The 14,577-nt window shown below is 71.5% G+C and carries 13 protein-coding genes; 5 read left to right on the forward strand and 8 right to left on the reverse strand.

Features of this window, described 5'->3' with window-relative positions; all coding sequences use genetic code 11:
• Nucleotides 1–30: 30 nt before the first annotated feature.
• The 3 genes from ABZ937_RS01880 to ABZ937_RS01890 form a co-directional block, all read right to left on the reverse strand.
• A complete protein-coding gene (locus ABZ937_RS01880) occupies nucleotides 31–681 on the reverse strand; it encodes a UbiX family flavin prenyltransferase (RefSeq protein ID WP_361684573.1) in 651 nt (216 codons plus the stop codon).
• A 247-nt stretch (nucleotides 682–928) separates the two neighbouring features.
• Nucleotides 929–1,831 carry a menaquinone biosynthesis prenyltransferase MqnP gene (gene mqnP / locus ABZ937_RS01885; RefSeq protein WP_361684575.1) on the reverse strand — a complete coding sequence of 301 codons (903 nt, stop codon included), beginning with the start codon at nucleotides 1,829–1,831 and terminating at the stop codon, nucleotides 929–931.
• Nucleotides 1,828–3,279, reverse strand: a complete 1,452-nt coding sequence (locus tag ABZ937_RS01890) for a menaquinone biosynthesis decarboxylase (RefSeq protein ID WP_361684577.1) — start codon at nucleotides 3,277–3,279, stop codon at nucleotides 1,828–1,830. The genes mqnP and ABZ937_RS01890 overlap by 4 nt, the downstream gene beginning before the upstream one ends.
• Nucleotides 3,280–3,355: 76 nt before the next feature.
• On the opposite strand from ABZ937_RS01890, the gene ABZ937_RS01895 reads away from it, so the two are divergent.
• From ABZ937_RS01895 to ABZ937_RS01915, 5 genes are all read left to right on the forward strand, one after another.
• Nucleotides 3,356–3,562, forward strand: coding sequence for a hypothetical protein (locus ABZ937_RS01895; RefSeq protein WP_361684579.1), 207 nt, complete (start codon nucleotides 3,356–3,358; stop codon nucleotides 3,560–3,562).
• 15 nt (nucleotides 3,563–3,577) lie between these two features.
• Nucleotides 3,578–4,540 carry a 2-oxoglutarate and iron-dependent oxygenase domain-containing protein gene (locus ABZ937_RS01900; protein ID WP_361684581.1) on the forward strand — a complete coding sequence of 321 codons (963 nt, stop codon included), beginning with the start codon at nucleotides 3,578–3,580 and terminating at the stop codon, nucleotides 4,538–4,540.
• Nucleotides 4,541–4,707: 167 nt separating this feature from the next.
• Nucleotides 4,708–6,114 carry a condensation domain-containing protein gene (locus tag ABZ937_RS01905; protein WP_361684583.1) on the forward strand — a complete coding sequence of 469 codons (1,407 nt, stop codon included), beginning with the start codon at nucleotides 4,708–4,710 and terminating at the stop codon, nucleotides 6,112–6,114.
• Between the two features lie 93 nt (nucleotides 6,115–6,207).
• The gene (locus ABZ937_RS01910; protein WP_361684585.1) at nucleotides 6,208–8,310 is read left to right on the forward strand and encodes a hypothetical protein; all 2,103 of its coding nucleotides are present in this window, start codon (nucleotides 6,208–6,210) and stop codon (nucleotides 8,308–8,310) included.
• On the forward strand, nucleotides 8,310–9,857 hold the full coding sequence (locus ABZ937_RS01915; protein ID WP_361684587.1) for a hypothetical protein: 1,548 nt from the start codon (nucleotides 8,310–8,312) through the stop codon (nucleotides 9,855–9,857). Before ABZ937_RS01910 ends, ABZ937_RS01915 begins: the two co-directional genes overlap by 1 nt.
• 25 nt (nucleotides 9,858–9,882) lie before the next feature.
• Here the strand turns inward: ABZ937_RS01915 and ABZ937_RS01920 are convergent, their stop codons facing one another.
• Genes ABZ937_RS01920 through ABZ937_RS01940 form a run of 5 tightly spaced genes read right to left on the reverse strand, consistent with a single transcriptional unit; the run spans nucleotide 9,883 to nucleotide 14,488 of the window.
• Nucleotides 9,883–10,284 (reverse strand): hypothetical protein, encoded by a 402-nt coding sequence (locus ABZ937_RS01920; RefSeq protein ID WP_361684589.1) that lies wholly within the window; start codon nucleotides 10,282–10,284, stop codon nucleotides 9,883–9,885.
• Nucleotides 10,285–10,309: 25 nt separating this feature from the next.
• Nucleotides 10,310–11,410, reverse strand: coding sequence for a c-type cytochrome biogenesis protein CcsB (ccsB, locus tag ABZ937_RS01925; protein ID WP_361684591.1), 1,101 nt, complete (start codon nucleotides 11,408–11,410; stop codon nucleotides 10,310–10,312).
• Complete coding sequence (locus tag ABZ937_RS01930; protein ID WP_361684593.1) at nucleotides 11,407–13,119, reverse strand: cytochrome c biogenesis protein ResB; 1,713 nt, start codon at nucleotides 13,117–13,119, stop codon at nucleotides 11,407–11,409. The genes ccsB and ABZ937_RS01930 overlap by 4 nt, the downstream gene beginning before the upstream one ends.
• A 3-nt stretch (nucleotides 13,120–13,122) precedes the next feature.
• Entirely contained in the window at nucleotides 13,123–13,896 is a 774-nt protein-coding gene (locus ABZ937_RS01935) for a cytochrome c biogenesis protein CcdA (RefSeq protein ID WP_361684595.1), read from the reverse strand.
• A 1-nt stretch (nucleotide 13,897) separates the two neighbouring features.
• On the reverse strand, nucleotides 13,898–14,488 hold the full coding sequence (locus tag ABZ937_RS01940) for a TlpA disulfide reductase family protein (RefSeq protein WP_361684597.1): 591 nt from the start codon (nucleotides 14,486–14,488) through the stop codon (nucleotides 13,898–13,900).
• Nucleotides 14,489–14,577: the final 89 nt, after the last annotated feature.

Genomic DNA, 14,577 nt, shown 5'->3' on the forward strand with positions numbered 1-14,577 from the left:
TTCCTGAAGTGATGAGAGGTACTGGTACTGCTAGTCGCCCGCCGTGCCGCCGCCCAGCTCGCCCCGCCAGCGGCGGTACAGGCCGTGCTCGACACCCGCCGCGTCCAGCACCCGGCCGGCGACGAAGTCCACCAGATCCTGGATGTGGGTGGCGCCCGCGTAGAAGGCCGGTGAGGCCGGTACGACGATGGCGCCGGCGTCGTCCAGCGCGACGAGGTGCCGCAGGGTCTGGCCGTTCAAGGGGGTCTCCCGTACGGCCACGACCAGCGGCCTGCGCTCCTTCAGCGTGACGCTCGCCGTGCGCTGGAGCAGATCCTTGGACAGCCCGAGCGCCACACCGGCCACACAGGCGGTGGAGGCCGGAACGATGAGCATCCCCTTCGCCGGGTACGACCCCGAGGACGGGCCGGCGGCGAGATCGCCCGCGCTCCAGTACCGCACCCCGCTGACGTCCACGTCGAACGTCCCGGGCTTGCCGTCGGCCCCGCGGGCCAGCCATTCCCGCAGGTCGTCCTGCCAGTGCGCGTCCCGGAACGAGATCCCCGTCTCGTCCAGCAGCGTCAGCCGCGAGGCCCGGCTGACCACCAGGTCCACCGCCTCCCCGGCCGCCAGCAGCGCCCGCAGCACGGCAGCCGCGTACGGCGTCCCGGAAGCTCCGGACACCCCCACGATCCAAGGCACGCGCTGCGTTTCTCCTGCGTTCACACCTTGAGCGTACCGGCGGGTCGGGGCGCGCTCAGGCCGGGTGGGGCGCCTTGGGGTCGACGGGGAGACGGGAGGCGGGCACGGTGAGCTTGCCGAGGGGGGAGTTCACGGTCAGCTCGGGGCCGGCGTGGCCCTTGAGCGGGTCCGGCACCGGATAGTTCGCGATGCCCCGAGAGGCATACCAGCGGGGCTCCGCGACGAACCGCGCGTCATCGAAGGCTGCTCAGACCGTCAGACCCCGAACCAGGAGATCCAGCAAGGCACACACGAACAGGGCAATGCCGATGAACCCGTTGACGCTGAAGAACGCCCTGTTCACGCGGGACAGGTCGTGCGGGCGCACGATCGAGTGCTCGTAGAGGAACGCGCCGGCCACGATCAGCAGGCCCAGCCAGAAGAACGCGCCGGCGTGGGTGGCCAGGGCGTACCAGACGAACAGGGCCGTGGTGATCGTGTGGCAGACGCGCGCGCCCCAGATCGCCGCCGGGATGCCGAAGCGGGCCGGGACCGACATGACGCCGATCTCGCGGTCGGTCTCGACGTCCTGGCAGGCGTAGATCAGGTCGAAGCCGCCGATCCAGACGCCGACCGCGAGGCCGAGGATCACCGCGTCCCAGGACCACGAGCCCGAGATGGCGAGCCAGCCGCCGACCGGGCCCATCGCCTGGGCCAGGCCCAGGATGGCCTGCGGGAAGTTCGTGAAGCGTTTGCCGTACGGGTAGACCACCATCGGGATCACCGCGATGGGGGCCAGGGCCAGGCAGAGCGGGTTGAGGAGGGCCGCCGCGCCGAGGAAGACCACCAGGGCGATCAGCGCGCCCGTCCAGGCGTGCCGCACCGACATCGCGCCGGTCACCAGCTCGCGGTGGGCCGTGCGCGGGTTACGGGCGTCGATCTCGCGGTCGATGATCCGGTTGACCGCCATCGCGAACGTACGCAGGCCGACCATGCAGACCGTGACCAGGAGCAGGCGGCCCCAGTGGATGTTCTTGTCCCACTCGAACATCGCCGTGAGGGAGGCGATGTAGGCGAAGGGCAGCGCGAAGACCGAGTGCTCGATCATCACCAGACGCAGGAACGCCTTGGTGCGTCCCGGCTGCGGGAGGGCGGCGGACGCGGAACTCACAGCCCGTACTCCTTCCAGCGGCGGTCCACCAGGGCCGCCGTATCCGGGTCCGACAGGACCATGTCCGGCCAGCCCCCGTCTCGGGTGTAGCCCTCCTCCGGCCACTTCTTCGTGGCGTCGATGCCCGCCTTGCCGCCCCAGAACTGCTGGTAGGAGGCGTGGTCGAGGTGGTCGACGGGGCCTTCCACGACCGTGAGGTCGCGGGCGTAGTCGGTGTTGCCGAGGGCCCGCCAGGCGACCTCGTGCAGGTCGTGGACGTCGCAGTCGGAGTCCACGACCACGATCAGCTTGGTGAGGGACATCATGTGGGCCCCCCAGATCGCGTGCATCACCTTCTGCGCGTGCTTCGGGTACTTCTTGTCGATCGAGACGATCGCGCAGTTGTGGAAGCCGCCGGCCTCGGGCAGGTGGTAGTCCACGATGTCCGGGACGATGATCTTGAGGAGGGGGAGGAAGAAGCGTTCCGTCGCGCGGCCGAGGGGGCCGTCCTCCGTCGGGGGCCTGCCGACGACGATCGACTGGAGCAGCGGGCGCTTCCGCATCGTCACGCAGTCGATCTTCAGCGCCGGGAACGGCTCCTGCGGGGTGTAGAAGCCGGTGTGGTCGCCGAAGGGGCCCTCCGGCAGCATCTCGCCCGGCTCCAGCCAGCCCTCCAGGACGACCTCAGCGTTCGCCGGCACCTGGAGCGGGACCGTCTTGCAGTCGACCATCTCGATGCGCTTGCCCGCGATGAACCCGGCGAACAGGTACTCGTCGATGTCGCCGGGGAGGGGGGCCGTGGAGGCGTAGGTGACGGCCGGGGGGCAGCCGAAGGCGATGGCCACGGGCAGGCGCTCGCCCCGGCGCGCGGCGACCTGGTAGTGGTTCCGGCTGTCCTTGTGGATCTGCCAGTGCATGCCGATGGTGCGCTTGTCGTGGCGCTGGAGGCGGTACAGGCCGAGGTTGCGGATCCCCGACTCCGGGTCCTTGGTGTGGGTCAGGCCCAGGTTGAAGAAGGAGCCGCCGTCCTGGGGCCAGGTGAAGAGCGCCGGGAGCCGGTCGAGGTCGACGTCGTCGCCGGTGAGGACGACCTCCTGCACGGGGGCTTCCTTCACCTTCTTCGGCGGCACGTGGGTCATCGCGCCCAGCTTGCCGAAGGCCTCGCGCACCCCGACGAAGCCGTGCGGCAGCTCGGGCCGCAGCAGGCCGCCGATCTTCTCGGAGATCTCGCCGTACGACTTCAGCCCCAGCGCCTTCAGCAGGCGGCGGTCGGTGCCGAAGACGTTCATCGCGAGGGGCATCGCCGAGCCCTTCACGTTCTCGAAGAGCAGCGCCGGTCCCCCGGCCTTCTGCACCCGGTCGACGATCTCCCCGACCTCCAGATACGGGTCGACCTCGGCCTTGATCCGCTTGAGGTCTCCCTCGCGCTCCAGTGCCCTGAGCAGGGAGCGAAGATCGTCGTAAGCCATGCGTCCCAGTATCGGCCACCCGCTACCCTGGCCCGGTCACCAGGGTCGTCTCACGGCGTGGGGAGTACGCGCGGCCATGCTCGGGTATCTGCCGTTCCTGCTGGTCCTGGCTCTGTTCATCTACTCCGTCGGCCGGCTGCGGCGGGGTCCGGCGGACGGCCCGACCCCCTCGGAGGAGCATCGGGGCACCCCCGAGGGTTGGGTCGCCCCCGACGACAACCCGGAGTTCCTGAAGTCCCTCGACGCGCGCAACGGCAAGGGCGGCGACGGTCCGCAGCCGTGATGTGAAGGTGGAAGCATGGGCGGTGTGATTCCCACCATCGATCTGCGGCCCTGGACCGAGGGGGACGCGGGGACGCGGGCCCGGCTCGCGAAGGCCGTCGACCAGGCTCTGCAGACCGCCGGGTTCCTGCTGCTCACCGGGCACGGCGTGGATCCGGGGCTGCGGGCCCGGATCCGGTCGGCCGCGCGGGAGTTCTTCCTGCTGCCCGCCGAGGTCAAGCAGCGGTACGCGGCGAAGGTCGGCGGGCGCGGCTGGCTCGGGCCGGGCGCCGAGGCCAACGCGTACGCGGAGGGCACCGAGACCCCGCCCGACCTGAAGGAGTCGCTCACCTTCGCGACCGACGAGCCGTTCGAGGACCCGGTCGTCAACGCCGAGTGGTACGCGCCCAACGTGTGGCCCGGCGAGGTCCCCGGGCTCCGGCCGCTGTGCGAGGAGTACCTGGGCCGGATGGCCGCGCTGGAGAAGGAGCTGCTGTTCCTGCTGGGGTCCGCGCTCGGGCTCGCACCCGACTTCTTCTCCCGGCACATGGACCACCCGACGTACGGCTTCAACATCAACTGGTACCCGGGGACCGAGGTGACCGGCGAGCCCGAGCCGGGGCAGTTCCGGATCGGGCCGCACACCGACTTCGGGACCGTCACCATCCTGGACCGGCAGTCCGGCAAGGGCGGGCTCCAGGTGTACACCGACGCCGGCGGCTGGGAGGACGCGCCGTACGACCCGGACGCGTTCACCGTCAACATCGGTGACCTGCTGGCCCGCTGGACCGGCGACCGGTGGCGCTCGGGGCGGCACCGGGTGCTGCCGCCGCCCGTCGACGCGCCCGCCGAGGAGCTGATGTCCCTCGTCTACTTCGGCGAGTGCACCCCGGGCACGCTGGTGGAGTCCGTGCCCGCGCCGGTGGGCCGAGTGGCGTACCCGCCGGTCGACTCGCACGTGTACCTGCGCGAGAAGCTCGACTCGATCACCGTAGGCTGACTCCCGGGCAGACCCCCGGCCGGTCACCGACGGTTAATCAACTCCGCGTTCGGCCGGCCACCCGTTCCGTTGAAATGAACCGGACGGGCATGTCCCGGCCGCGTCCCACGGCATTGCCCTTGCAGGGGGCCCGCATCCAGGGGCCCCCTTTCTGCGATGGGAGACGCGTGCGAATCACTGACATCCAGCGCTGCGAGATCCGGCCCGGACGGCTCGTCGAGTGGACGCTGAGTCCGGCCACCGTCGCCGCGGCGACGGCACTCCCGGAGGACTCCCGGCCGCCCGCCTACATCCAGGAGTCGCACATCAGGACGGCCAGGCGCGTCCGGGAGACGGGGCTGTTCGTGCCGACCTGGCTCGGAGTCGCCTTCGACGTGCCCGGCCCGGTCGACCTGGACGCGCTGGAGCGGGCCCTGCGCGCCTGGACCGTACGGCACGAGACGCTGCGCAGCGGCTTCCGCTGGGCCGGTGCGGAGCTGCGCCGGTTCACGCTGGACGCGGCCGACGTGTCCCTGCACCGGGAGGAGGCGGGCGACTTCCCCGACGCGGACGAGCTCGTACGGCACCTCCAGGACCGGTTCGACACGGTCGCGGACGCGCTGCGCTGGCCGAACCTGATCTACGCGGCGGTCGTCCGGGACGACGGCGCGAGCGTGTACCTGGCCTTCGACCACAGCAACGTCGACGCCTACTCCGTGCACCGGATCCCCGCCGAGATCCACGAGCTGTACGCGGCGGGCCGGCCCGGCACCGACCCCGGCGACCCGGCGCCGGCCGCCAGCTACGTCGACTTCTGCGAGATCGAGCGGGCCCACGCGGACGGCATCGACGGCCGGCACACGATCGTGGAACGCTGGCGGGAGTTCATCCGCCGCTGCGACGGCACGCTGCCGGGCTTCCCGGTCGACCTGGGCCTGGCGCCGGGCGGCCCGCTGCCCCCGCAGCGGATGCTGTGCGAGCCGCTGGCGGACGCCGGCGCGGCGGCGGCGTTCGAGGCGTACTGCAGGCCCTACGGCGGCAGCCTGGTCGGGCTGCTGGCCGCGACCGGGCTGATCGTCCACGAACTCGGCGGGCAGCCGGTGTACCGGACGGTGGTGCCGTTCCACACCCGCGTCACGTCGCGGTGGAACGACTCGGTGGGCTGGTACGTGGGCGGCGCCCCGATCGAGGTGCCCGTGGACCGCCTGCACGGCTTCCCGGAGGCCCTGCGGGCGGTGCGCGCCGAGCTGCGGACGAACCGGTCACTGGCCCGGATGCCGCTGGCCCGGGTGCTGGGGCTGCTCGGCACGGACTTCCGGCCGACCTCCCCGGACCTGCACTCGATCGTCTCCTACGTCGACACCCGCTCCCTGCCCGGCGCCGGGGAGTGGGCCGAGCTGAAGGCGTACGGGCTGCTCAGGGTGTCGTACGGGGACCAGGTGTGCGTGTGGGTGAACCGGCTGCCCGAGGGGCTGTGGCTGGCGAGCCGGTACCCGGACACGGACACCGCGGCCAAGAACATGCGGCTCTACGTCGAGCGGCTGCGGGACCGGATCGCCTCGGTGGCCCACGGCAGCCTCCCGGCGGTTTCGTGACCCAACGGACACCACGCATTCTGGCCGGAAGCAACTCCCCCTTCCTACACTGCTGTTGAGGGGGAGATGCACTGCTGCTGAGGGGGAGATGCGGTGCACAGACGGTTGCACGGGCGAGGAGCGCTGTTCGACGTCGATCCGGCCGGCCTCGCGCCCCGGCTGGTGGGCCTGCGCCCGCACCAGCACCGCGCACATCCGTACGAGCATCCGGACGAACCGCCGTTCGTGGTGCTCACCGGAGCGCGCGGGCTCGGCAAGAGCGCGGTCCTCGCCGAACTGCGGGACGCCTACAAAGGGCATACGCCGGTCGCGCTGATCGACTGCGCGGAGGACCAGTTCCGGGCCCCGCCCGCGGACCGGCCCGCCGCCTCCTGGTCACCGCTCGGGCAGGCGCTGCTGGTGCTCGCCGAACAGCTCGCGGCGCCGGTGACGGGCGCCGGGCGGATCACCTTCCCGCGGCTGATGCCGGGCCTGGTCGCGGTGGCCGCCGGCGGCTGGGGCGACGCCGACTCGGAGCGGATCCGCCGCGAGGTCGAGCGGATCCTGCTGCTGAACGAGAGCGGCTCCTGGATCAGCGGGCTGGCCGGGCGCTGGGCCGGGAAGGTGGCGGCCAACGTGGTCGCCGCGGCCACCGGCACCGGGCCGGAGGTGTCGGGCGCCATCGAGGCGACCCTGGAGGCCGTCGCGGAGGGGTTCACCGGCCGCCGGCACCAGAGGGTGTCGGCGTGGTACCGGACGTATCCGAACGCGGGCGGCAACCCCCAGCGCGGACTGATCCTGCTGTCCCAGCACTTCCGGGACGGCGGCGGCTCCCGCGAGCACGCCGAGCGGCATCTCGTGCGGGCGCTGCTGGCCGACCTGACGGAGGCGTACGCGGGGGTGCTGCCGCGGATGCAGCGGCTGGGCCGGCCGCTGGTGCTGCTGGACAACGCGCAGTCGGCGCCGGGCCCGGGGCTGGTCGCGGCCGTGCTGCGGGACCGTACCGAGGGCATCGCGGACCGGGTGGCGTTCGTCGCGGCCCGGCGCGGCGAGGGGCGCGAGGAACTGCCGGGCGCGGTGCGGCGGGAGCTGCCGGAGGTGGCCCGGCGCTGCGACTGGACGCCGGACGCGACCGCCTCCTCGCGGGCGCTGCTGCTCGCGCTGCCGCCGCTGAGCGCGGACGACACCCTGCACATCGTCGGCGCGGTCTGCGGGGACAGCGCGGTCCCGGCGCAACTGCCGGCCGCCGCACACCGGCTGACCGGCGGGAACCCGATGGGCATCGTGCTGCTCGCCGAGTCGGCCGCGCGGGCCCTGCCCGGGGTGTCCTCGCTGGGCGAACTCCTCACGGCAGGGTTACGGCCCGCCGAGGACCGGCCCCCCGTGCCCGCCTACGAGGCGCTGCTGGACCGGCTGGTGCCGGCCGAGCTGCTGGACGAGCTGACCGTCCTGGCCGCCGCCCACGACCACGGGTCGGCCTGCGTGCTGGCCACGGCACTGCTGCCGGACACCTTCGGCCCGGCGAGCGTCCGGGCGCTGCAGACACTGCTCGCCGAGGAGGGCCTGCCCGCCGTGCCGGGACGGTTCGTCGGCGACCCGTTCGTGCGCACGCTGCTGTTGCTCCGGCTGCACCTGCGGGACGACGGCCACGCGTCCTGGCGCACCGCGCACGAGACGCTGATCGCCCACTATGCCGACGCCGAGCACGCCCGGTACCGGCTGCACCACGAACTCGCCCTCGGGCGCACGGAAGCGGCCGTCGCCCACCTGCGCGACCTCTTCCCCACCGCGGACCCACGGGCCTGGCTGCGCACCCTGCGCTTCATCGCGTCCGCGCCCTACTTCCACGCGCACGACGCCGAGGGCCGCGACTTCACCGGCCGCGGCGACCGTCGGGCCGCGGTCGCGCTCGGCCGCACGGACGCCGAGCACGCCGTACCGGAGGGCGCGGACGCCGTACTGCACCTGCGGATACGGCGGCTGCTGCACGCGGTGTGGCTGCTCGCGGACCCGCTGGTCCTGCCCGATCCGCAGGTGTGCGACCGGCTCCGGTTCGAGCTGGAGCAGCTGTCCAACCTGCGGCCGGCGGGCAACGCGCTGCTGTGGCGGGCCTCGCGGGACTGGCCGGCGGCGGCGCTGGCCGGGCGCCCGATGGACGGCCCCGGCGGCGCGGACGACGCGGACGACGGCCCGGACGACCGGAGCGGGGAGGCGTGATGGCGCGCAGGGGTGTGGGCACGTGGATACGCGAGGGCGTGTGGGAGATCCCGCTGCGCCGCTATCTGGCGCTGCTGCTGGCGGCGGCCCTGGTGGCCGGCGCGGTGGTCGTGGTCCGGGTCCTGCTGCACGAGGACCGGTCCTGCGGGCACGGGGTGAGCCGGCCGGAGGGCAGCGACGAGTGCGTGGGCGTGGCGACCGAGCCGTACGACTTCGGGCAGCCCCGGCTGCGGGACGTCGTCCGGGCGATCGGCCGGGAGAACGACCGCCTCAAGCCCGGCAGCCATGTGACCGTGGCGCTGATGCTGCCGTACTCCTCCGCGTCGCCGACCAACCTGAACGACATCCGCCACCAGCTCCAGGGCGCCTACCTGGCCCAGTACCAGGCCAACCACGACTCCAACGGGGAGCGCCCGCAGATCCGGCTGGTGCTCGCCAACCCGGGGGCGACCGGCGCGTACTGGCGGCAGACCGTCGCGCAGCTGATCGAGATGACGACGGGCGAGGACCGGCTTCGGGCGGTCGCGGGCATCGGGCAGAGCACCTACGCCAACAAGCAGGCCGTCAGGGAGCTGACCCGGCACGGCGTCCCGGTGGTCGGCTCCTCCATCACCGCCGACGACCTCGCCAACGGGCAGCGCGGCAAGGACCCCTACCCGGGGCTGGCCCGGGTGGCGCCGACCAACACCGACGAGGCGCGCGCGCTGGCCTCCTTCGCCAAGGTGAGCGCGGGCAAGGCGCTGCTGGTGTACGACAAGCCCGGCGACCCGTACACCCGGACCCTCCAGGAGTCGTTCGCGGCGCTGATCAAGGGGTCGCCGTACGAGCCGCAGCCGTTCACCCCGCCCGCCGACCGCACCGAGGAGGGCACGACCGCGAACACCTTCCGGCAGATCACGCACCTGGTGTGCGACACCTCCCGGCAGACGGACACGATCCTGTTCGCCGGCCGGCACACCCAGCTGCGCCAGTTCATCAACGCCCTGGGCGGGCGGGGCTGTCAGGACCGGAAGTTCACGCTGCTGACCGGCGACGAGGCCTCCTACCTGACCCACGAGAAGGACCTGGACCGCAGCGCGCTCCGGCACAACCTCTCCGTCCGCTACACCTCCCTCGCCCACCCGGACGCCTGGACGAAGAACCCGGCGCGGACGGGCGGCTCGGCGGCCGACTTCTCGACGCTGCGGCAGCTGCTGACGGACGCGTCCCGGGAGCCGACGGGCCCGATCGGCCAGGCCGCCCTGGACGACGGGCAGCTGATCATCGGCTACGACACCCTGCTGCTCGCGGTGCACGGCATCCGCGAGGCGGTGCCGGCCGACCGGACCGTCCCGGCCCTCACGGACGTCGGCCTGCAGTGGCCGCAGGTCAAGGGCTCTTTGCGGGTGAGCGGGGCGAGCGGCTGGATCTGCCTGGACGTGCACGGCAACCCGTACGACAAGGCGGTGCCGATCGTGGAGCTGACCCCCGAGGGCGGCTCGCGCTTCGTGCGGATCGCCTGGCCGGAGGAGAAGCCGCCGGGGAAGGAGTGTCTGCCGCCGTCCTGAGGAGGCCAGGGGCGTCGTGGGACGGTCAAGGACGCTGGAGCAGTTCGATCAGTCGTTCGAATCTGGCGCGCCAGGCAGCTTCCGACTCCCCCTCGCCCTGGAACTCATGGGTGAAGCGCAGCGCGCTCTCCCCGTCCCCGGCCCGCTCCAGATGGAACCGGATACGGCCGCCGTCCCCGACGGTGTACTCCGCGACCCGGTCCACGTCCCACGCGGTGACCCGGCCGGTGCCCAGCTCGGGCAGGGCGACCAGGCCGTCGAGCCGGGGTTCGAGGACGTCCACGGCGGTGAACCACTCCGCGAGCCCCTCCTGGGTGGCCACCGACCGCCAGACCTCCTCCATGGACCTCGGGAGCCGCACCAGGAAGTGGAGTATGTGCGTGTTCCCGTGGGTCTGACTGGTGCCCTGTGCGATGGAACCGCTCATGACACCAGTGTCACCGACCGGGCGGTCACACGCCCGCGTAGGAGTGCTTGCCGCTGACGAAGATGTTGACGCCGTAGTAGTTGAACAGCCAGCAGCCGAAGGCGATCATCGCCAGGTAGGCGGCCTTGCGGCCCTTCCAGCCGGCCGTGGCCCGCGCGTGCAGGTAGCAGGCGTAGGCGATCCAGGTGATGAAGGACCAGGTCTCCTTCGGGTCCCAGTTCCAGTACCGGCCCCAGGCGTCGCCCGCCCAGATCGCGCCCGCGATGATCGTGAACGTCCACAGCGGGAAGACGGCCGCGTTGATCCGGTAGGCGAACTTGTCCAGCGACGCCGACGCCGGGAGGCGCTCCAGCACCGAGGTCGCGAACGCGCCGGGCTTGCCGCCGGTCTGCAGCTTGTTCTCGTACGAGTCCTTGAACAGGTACAGGATCGTGGCGACCGCGCCGACGTAGAACACCGCGCCGCAGAAGATCGCGGTGGAGACGTGGATGTACAGCCAGTACGAGTGCAGGGCGGGCACCAGCTGGTCGCTGGCCGTGTACAGGACGGTGACCGCGAGGCCCAGGTCGAGCAGGACCGTCGTGGTGAGGAACAGGCCGAGCCAGCGCACGTTCTTCTTCAGGGCCAGCAGCGCGAGGTACACACCGACGGCGACCGTGGAGAAGGTGATGTTGAACTCGTACATGTTGCCCCACGGCGCGCGCTCCACGGAGGCCGCGCGGGTGACGACGCCGCCCAGCTCCACCAGGAACGCGAGCACGGTGAGGGAGATGGCGATCCGCCCGTAGAGGTCGCCCTGCTCGTCGCCGCCGTGCGCGCCGGGCCCGTCCGGCACGTCCCGGGCGCCGGACGCCGAGCGGACGACGACCTTGGGCCGCTCCAGCACGGCGGTGCCCCCGGCCCCCCGCACCGTGACGGCGGGCGCGCCCGCCTGCTGCCCGGCGCCGGCGGTGAGCGCGGCGGCCGTACGGCCGACCTTGCTGCGGCTGCCGAACAGCCACTCGGCGATGTAGGCGAAGAAGGCCAGGGTGTAGACGGCCATCGACGAGTAGATCAGCGTGTTGCTGATGCTCGCCAGGTGCTCGTTGGTTGCGGCGGCGAGGTCGGTTGCGGCGGCGAGAGTCACTTCTCAGCCCCTTCGGCAGGTACGACTTGGGGGTCGGGGGTGGGTGAAGGGTTGTCGTCGGGGTCGGGTGCCCCCGGCGCCTGGTCGTAGAGGGTTCCGGCGAGGTCGCCCAGTTCGTCGGGCACCTTCGCGGATTCGCTGCGGCCGAGCCCGGCCATCTCCACCACCGTCACGCCGTCCGCGCCGCGCACCGCCCGCACCCAGACACGGCGGCGCTGGATGAACAGGGAACCGGCGAGGCCGAAGATCGCGGCGACGGCGCCGCCGAGCGCCCAGCCGCTGCCCGGCTCCTGGACGATCTCGAAGCCGGCCCACTCCTTGATGTCCTTCTCGAAGGTGATGGACCCGGCGCCGTTCGGCAGCGTGAGGGTGTCGCCCGGCTGGAGCAGCTTCTTCAGCAGCTTGCCCTTGCCGTCCTTGAACGCCGTCATGTGCTTCTTGTCGAGCTGGTACACGCTCTGCGGGACGCCCGCGTTCACGCTGCCGAGGTCGCCGTGGTAGGCGTTCACCGCGAGCAGCGGGTTCAGCAGCGCGGGGAACTGCGAGAGCATCGTGCCGCTCTTGGCGTCGAACGTCGGCACGAAGAACGCCTGGAAGCCGAGCTGCTCCTTCTTGCCCTTCGCGTCGCGGTAGCCGTCCATCACCTTGACGACGCCGTTCGAGGTGACGTTGCCGTCGAGCGGCAGCAGCGGTACGGCGTCGTGGAAGACCTTGTTGCCCTTGCCGTCCCGGACGGTGACGACGGGCGCGTAGCCGTGGCTGACGAGGTAGACCTTGGCGTCGCCGATCTCCAGCGGCTCGTTGACCTTGACGGTGGTCGACTTCTCCTTGCCGTACGCGCCCTCGCTGTAGCGCATCTTCGCCTCGAAGGTGCGCGGGGTGCCCTTGTTCGGGCCGCTGACCTCGTAGGTGCCCTCGAAGTCCTTGAGGTCGAAGCTGAACGGGACGAGGTCGTCGGCCTGGAACAGGTTGCCGGACTTGAAGTCGTCGTACTGCGGCAGCGCGTTGGCGAAGCCGTGGCCCTCCACCACCAGCTTGGTGCCGTCCGACTTGTACAGCTGCCCGGAGGCGAAGGCGACCAGCAGGACGATCAGGGCGATGTGGAAGACCAGGTTGCCCAGCTCGCGCAGATAGCCCTTCTCGGCGGCGACGGCGTCACCGGCGACATGGGCGCGGAAGCGGCGCTTCTTCAGCAGGGCGAGCGCGGCCTCGCGGACCTGCTCCGGGTCGGCGGTCGTACGCCAGGTCGTGTAGGCGGGCAGCCGGGTCAGCCGCTTGGGGGCACCCGGCGGCCGGCCGCGCAGCTGGCCGACGAACTGCCAGGTGCGCGGGATGATGCAGCCGATGAGGGAGACGAACAGCAGGATGTAGATCGCGGAGAACCACACCGAGCTGTAGACGTGGAACAGGCCGAGCTTGTCGTAGACCGGCGCGAGCGTCCGGTGGGCGGCGCGGAAGTCCTCGACCTTGGCCGCGTCCGCGCCGGTCTGCGGGATCAGCGAGCCGGGGATCGCGCCGAGCGAGAGCAGCAGGAGCAGCAGCAGCGCGACCCGCATGGAGGTCAGCTGCCGCCAGAACCAGCGGGTCCAGCCGATGACGCCGAGGGCGGGCGGGGTGGAGATCTCGTCCTGCGGGGCGGTGGACAGCTGGGAGCCCGCCGCTCCGAGGCCCTCCTGGTCCCGGCTCGTGTCGGTGTCGGTCTTGCTCATCGATCAGATCCCCACAGTGAAGCCGTCGGACCAGCCCTGCATCTCCTGCACGAGGCCGTCCCAGGCCCCGGTCAGCAGCAGCGCACCGGTCACGATCATCATCGTGCCGCCGATGCGCATCACCCAGACATAGTGGCGCTTGACCCAGCCGAACGCACCGAGCGCCTTGCGGAAGGCGACTGCGGCGAGCACGAAGGGCAGGCCGAGACCGAGGCAGTAGGCGATCATCAGCACGGCGCCGCGCCCGGCGCTCGACTCGTGCCAGGAGAGGAAGTTCACCGACGCGAGGGTCGGGCCGATGCAGGGCGTCCAGCCGACGCCGAACAGCGCACCGAGTATGGGCGCTCCCACCAGGCCGGTCGTCGGCCGCTTGTGGAAGCGGAACTCGCGCTGGGTGAACCAGGGCATCAGCCCCATGAAGAACACGCCCATGGCGATCATGAGCACGCCGAGCACCTGGGACAGGGTGTCCTTGTACTCCTGCAGGGTGGAACCGAAGAAGCCGAACAGCGCCCCGCCGGAGATGAACACGGCGCTGAAGCCGAGCACGAACAGGGAGGCACCGGCGACCATCCGCCCCCGTCTTGCCTCCGCCAGGTCGGTGCCGGCGACCCCGGTGACGTAGGAGAGGTAGCCGGGGACCAGCGGCAGTACGCAGGGCGAGAAGAAGGAGACGAGCCCGCCGAACAGGGCGACCGGCAGCGCGACCAGCAGGGTGCCGTTGAGCACGGTCTGGTTCTTGCCCGTCTCCGCCGCGAGCGTGAGGAGTGCGCTCACGTCACTTCTCCGCGAGGACCGGCTTGATCATGCTCAGCAGGGTGGTGTCGTCGACCGCCTCCAGGGCGCGCGCGGCGACCTTCCCGTGCCGGTCGATGATGAGCGTGGACGGGATGAGCTGCGGGTTGAGGGTGCCCTTCTCGAAGCGGAGCATGAGCTTGCCCGTGGGGTCGTACAGGCTCGGGTACTCGACGCCGTGCTCCTTCTCGAAGGCGACCGCGGGGGTGGTGCTGGGATCCCGGGTGTTGATGCCGACGAACTGGACGCCCTTGTTCTCGTACTCCTTGGAGACCTTCGCGAAGTACTCCGCCTCGCTCCGGCACGGTCCGCACCAGGCGCCCCAGACGTTGAGGACGACGACCTTGCCCTTGTAGTCGGCGACGTCGAGGGTCTTGCCGTCGATGGTCTTGCCCGACAGGTCCGGGACCGCGGCGCGCTTGCCGGCCGGGACGGTGTCGATTCCGTTGTGGCCGGTGACGAAGTTGGTGTCGCCACCGCCACCGGAGATGCCGCCCTTTCCGCACGCGGACAGGGTCAGGGCCGCGGCGGCGGCCACAGCGGTGAGCAGGACGGCGCGGCTACGGGTACTCATGTGAAAAGTTTCGCATGCCTGTTCCGGGGATCTTGCGCGGCCCCCTGCCGGGCGGAAAACCCCATTTCAGGGCGTATTTACACGGGACA

Source organism: Streptomyces sp. NPDC046727 (assembly GCF_040645635.1).
Lineage (GTDB): Bacteria > Actinomycetota > Actinomycetes > Streptomycetales > Streptomycetaceae > Streptomyces.

What these genes read in the sequence shown, in the direction of transcription:
- ABZ937_RS01895 (WP_361684579.1), top strand. Translation starts at nt 3,356, where the DNA reads ATGCTCGGGTATCTGCCGTTCCTGCTGGTCCTGGCTCTGTTCATCTAC.
- ABZ937_RS01920 (WP_361684589.1), bottom strand. Translation starts at nt 10,284, where the DNA reads ATGAGCGGTTCCATCGCACAGGGCACCAGTCAGACCCACGGGAACACG.
- ABZ937_RS01940 (WP_361684597.1), bottom strand. Translation starts at nt 14,488, where the DNA reads ATGAGTACCCGTAGCCGCGCCGTCCTGCTCACCGCTGTGGCCGCCGCC.
- ABZ937_RS01915 (WP_361684587.1), top strand. Translation starts at nt 8,310, where the DNA reads ATGGCGCGCAGGGGTGTGGGCACGTGGATACGCGAGGGCGTGTGGGAG.
- ABZ937_RS01930 (WP_361684593.1), bottom strand. Translation starts at nt 13,119, where the DNA reads ATGAGCAAGACCGACACCGACACGAGCCGGGACCAGGAGGGCCTCGGA.
- ABZ937_RS01900 (WP_361684581.1), top strand. Translation starts at nt 3,578, where the DNA reads ATGGGCGGTGTGATTCCCACCATCGATCTGCGGCCCTGGACCGAGGGG.
- ABZ937_RS01890 (WP_361684577.1), bottom strand. Translation starts at nt 3,279, where the DNA reads ATGGCTTACGACGATCTTCGCTCCCTGCTCAGGGCACTGGAGCGCGAG.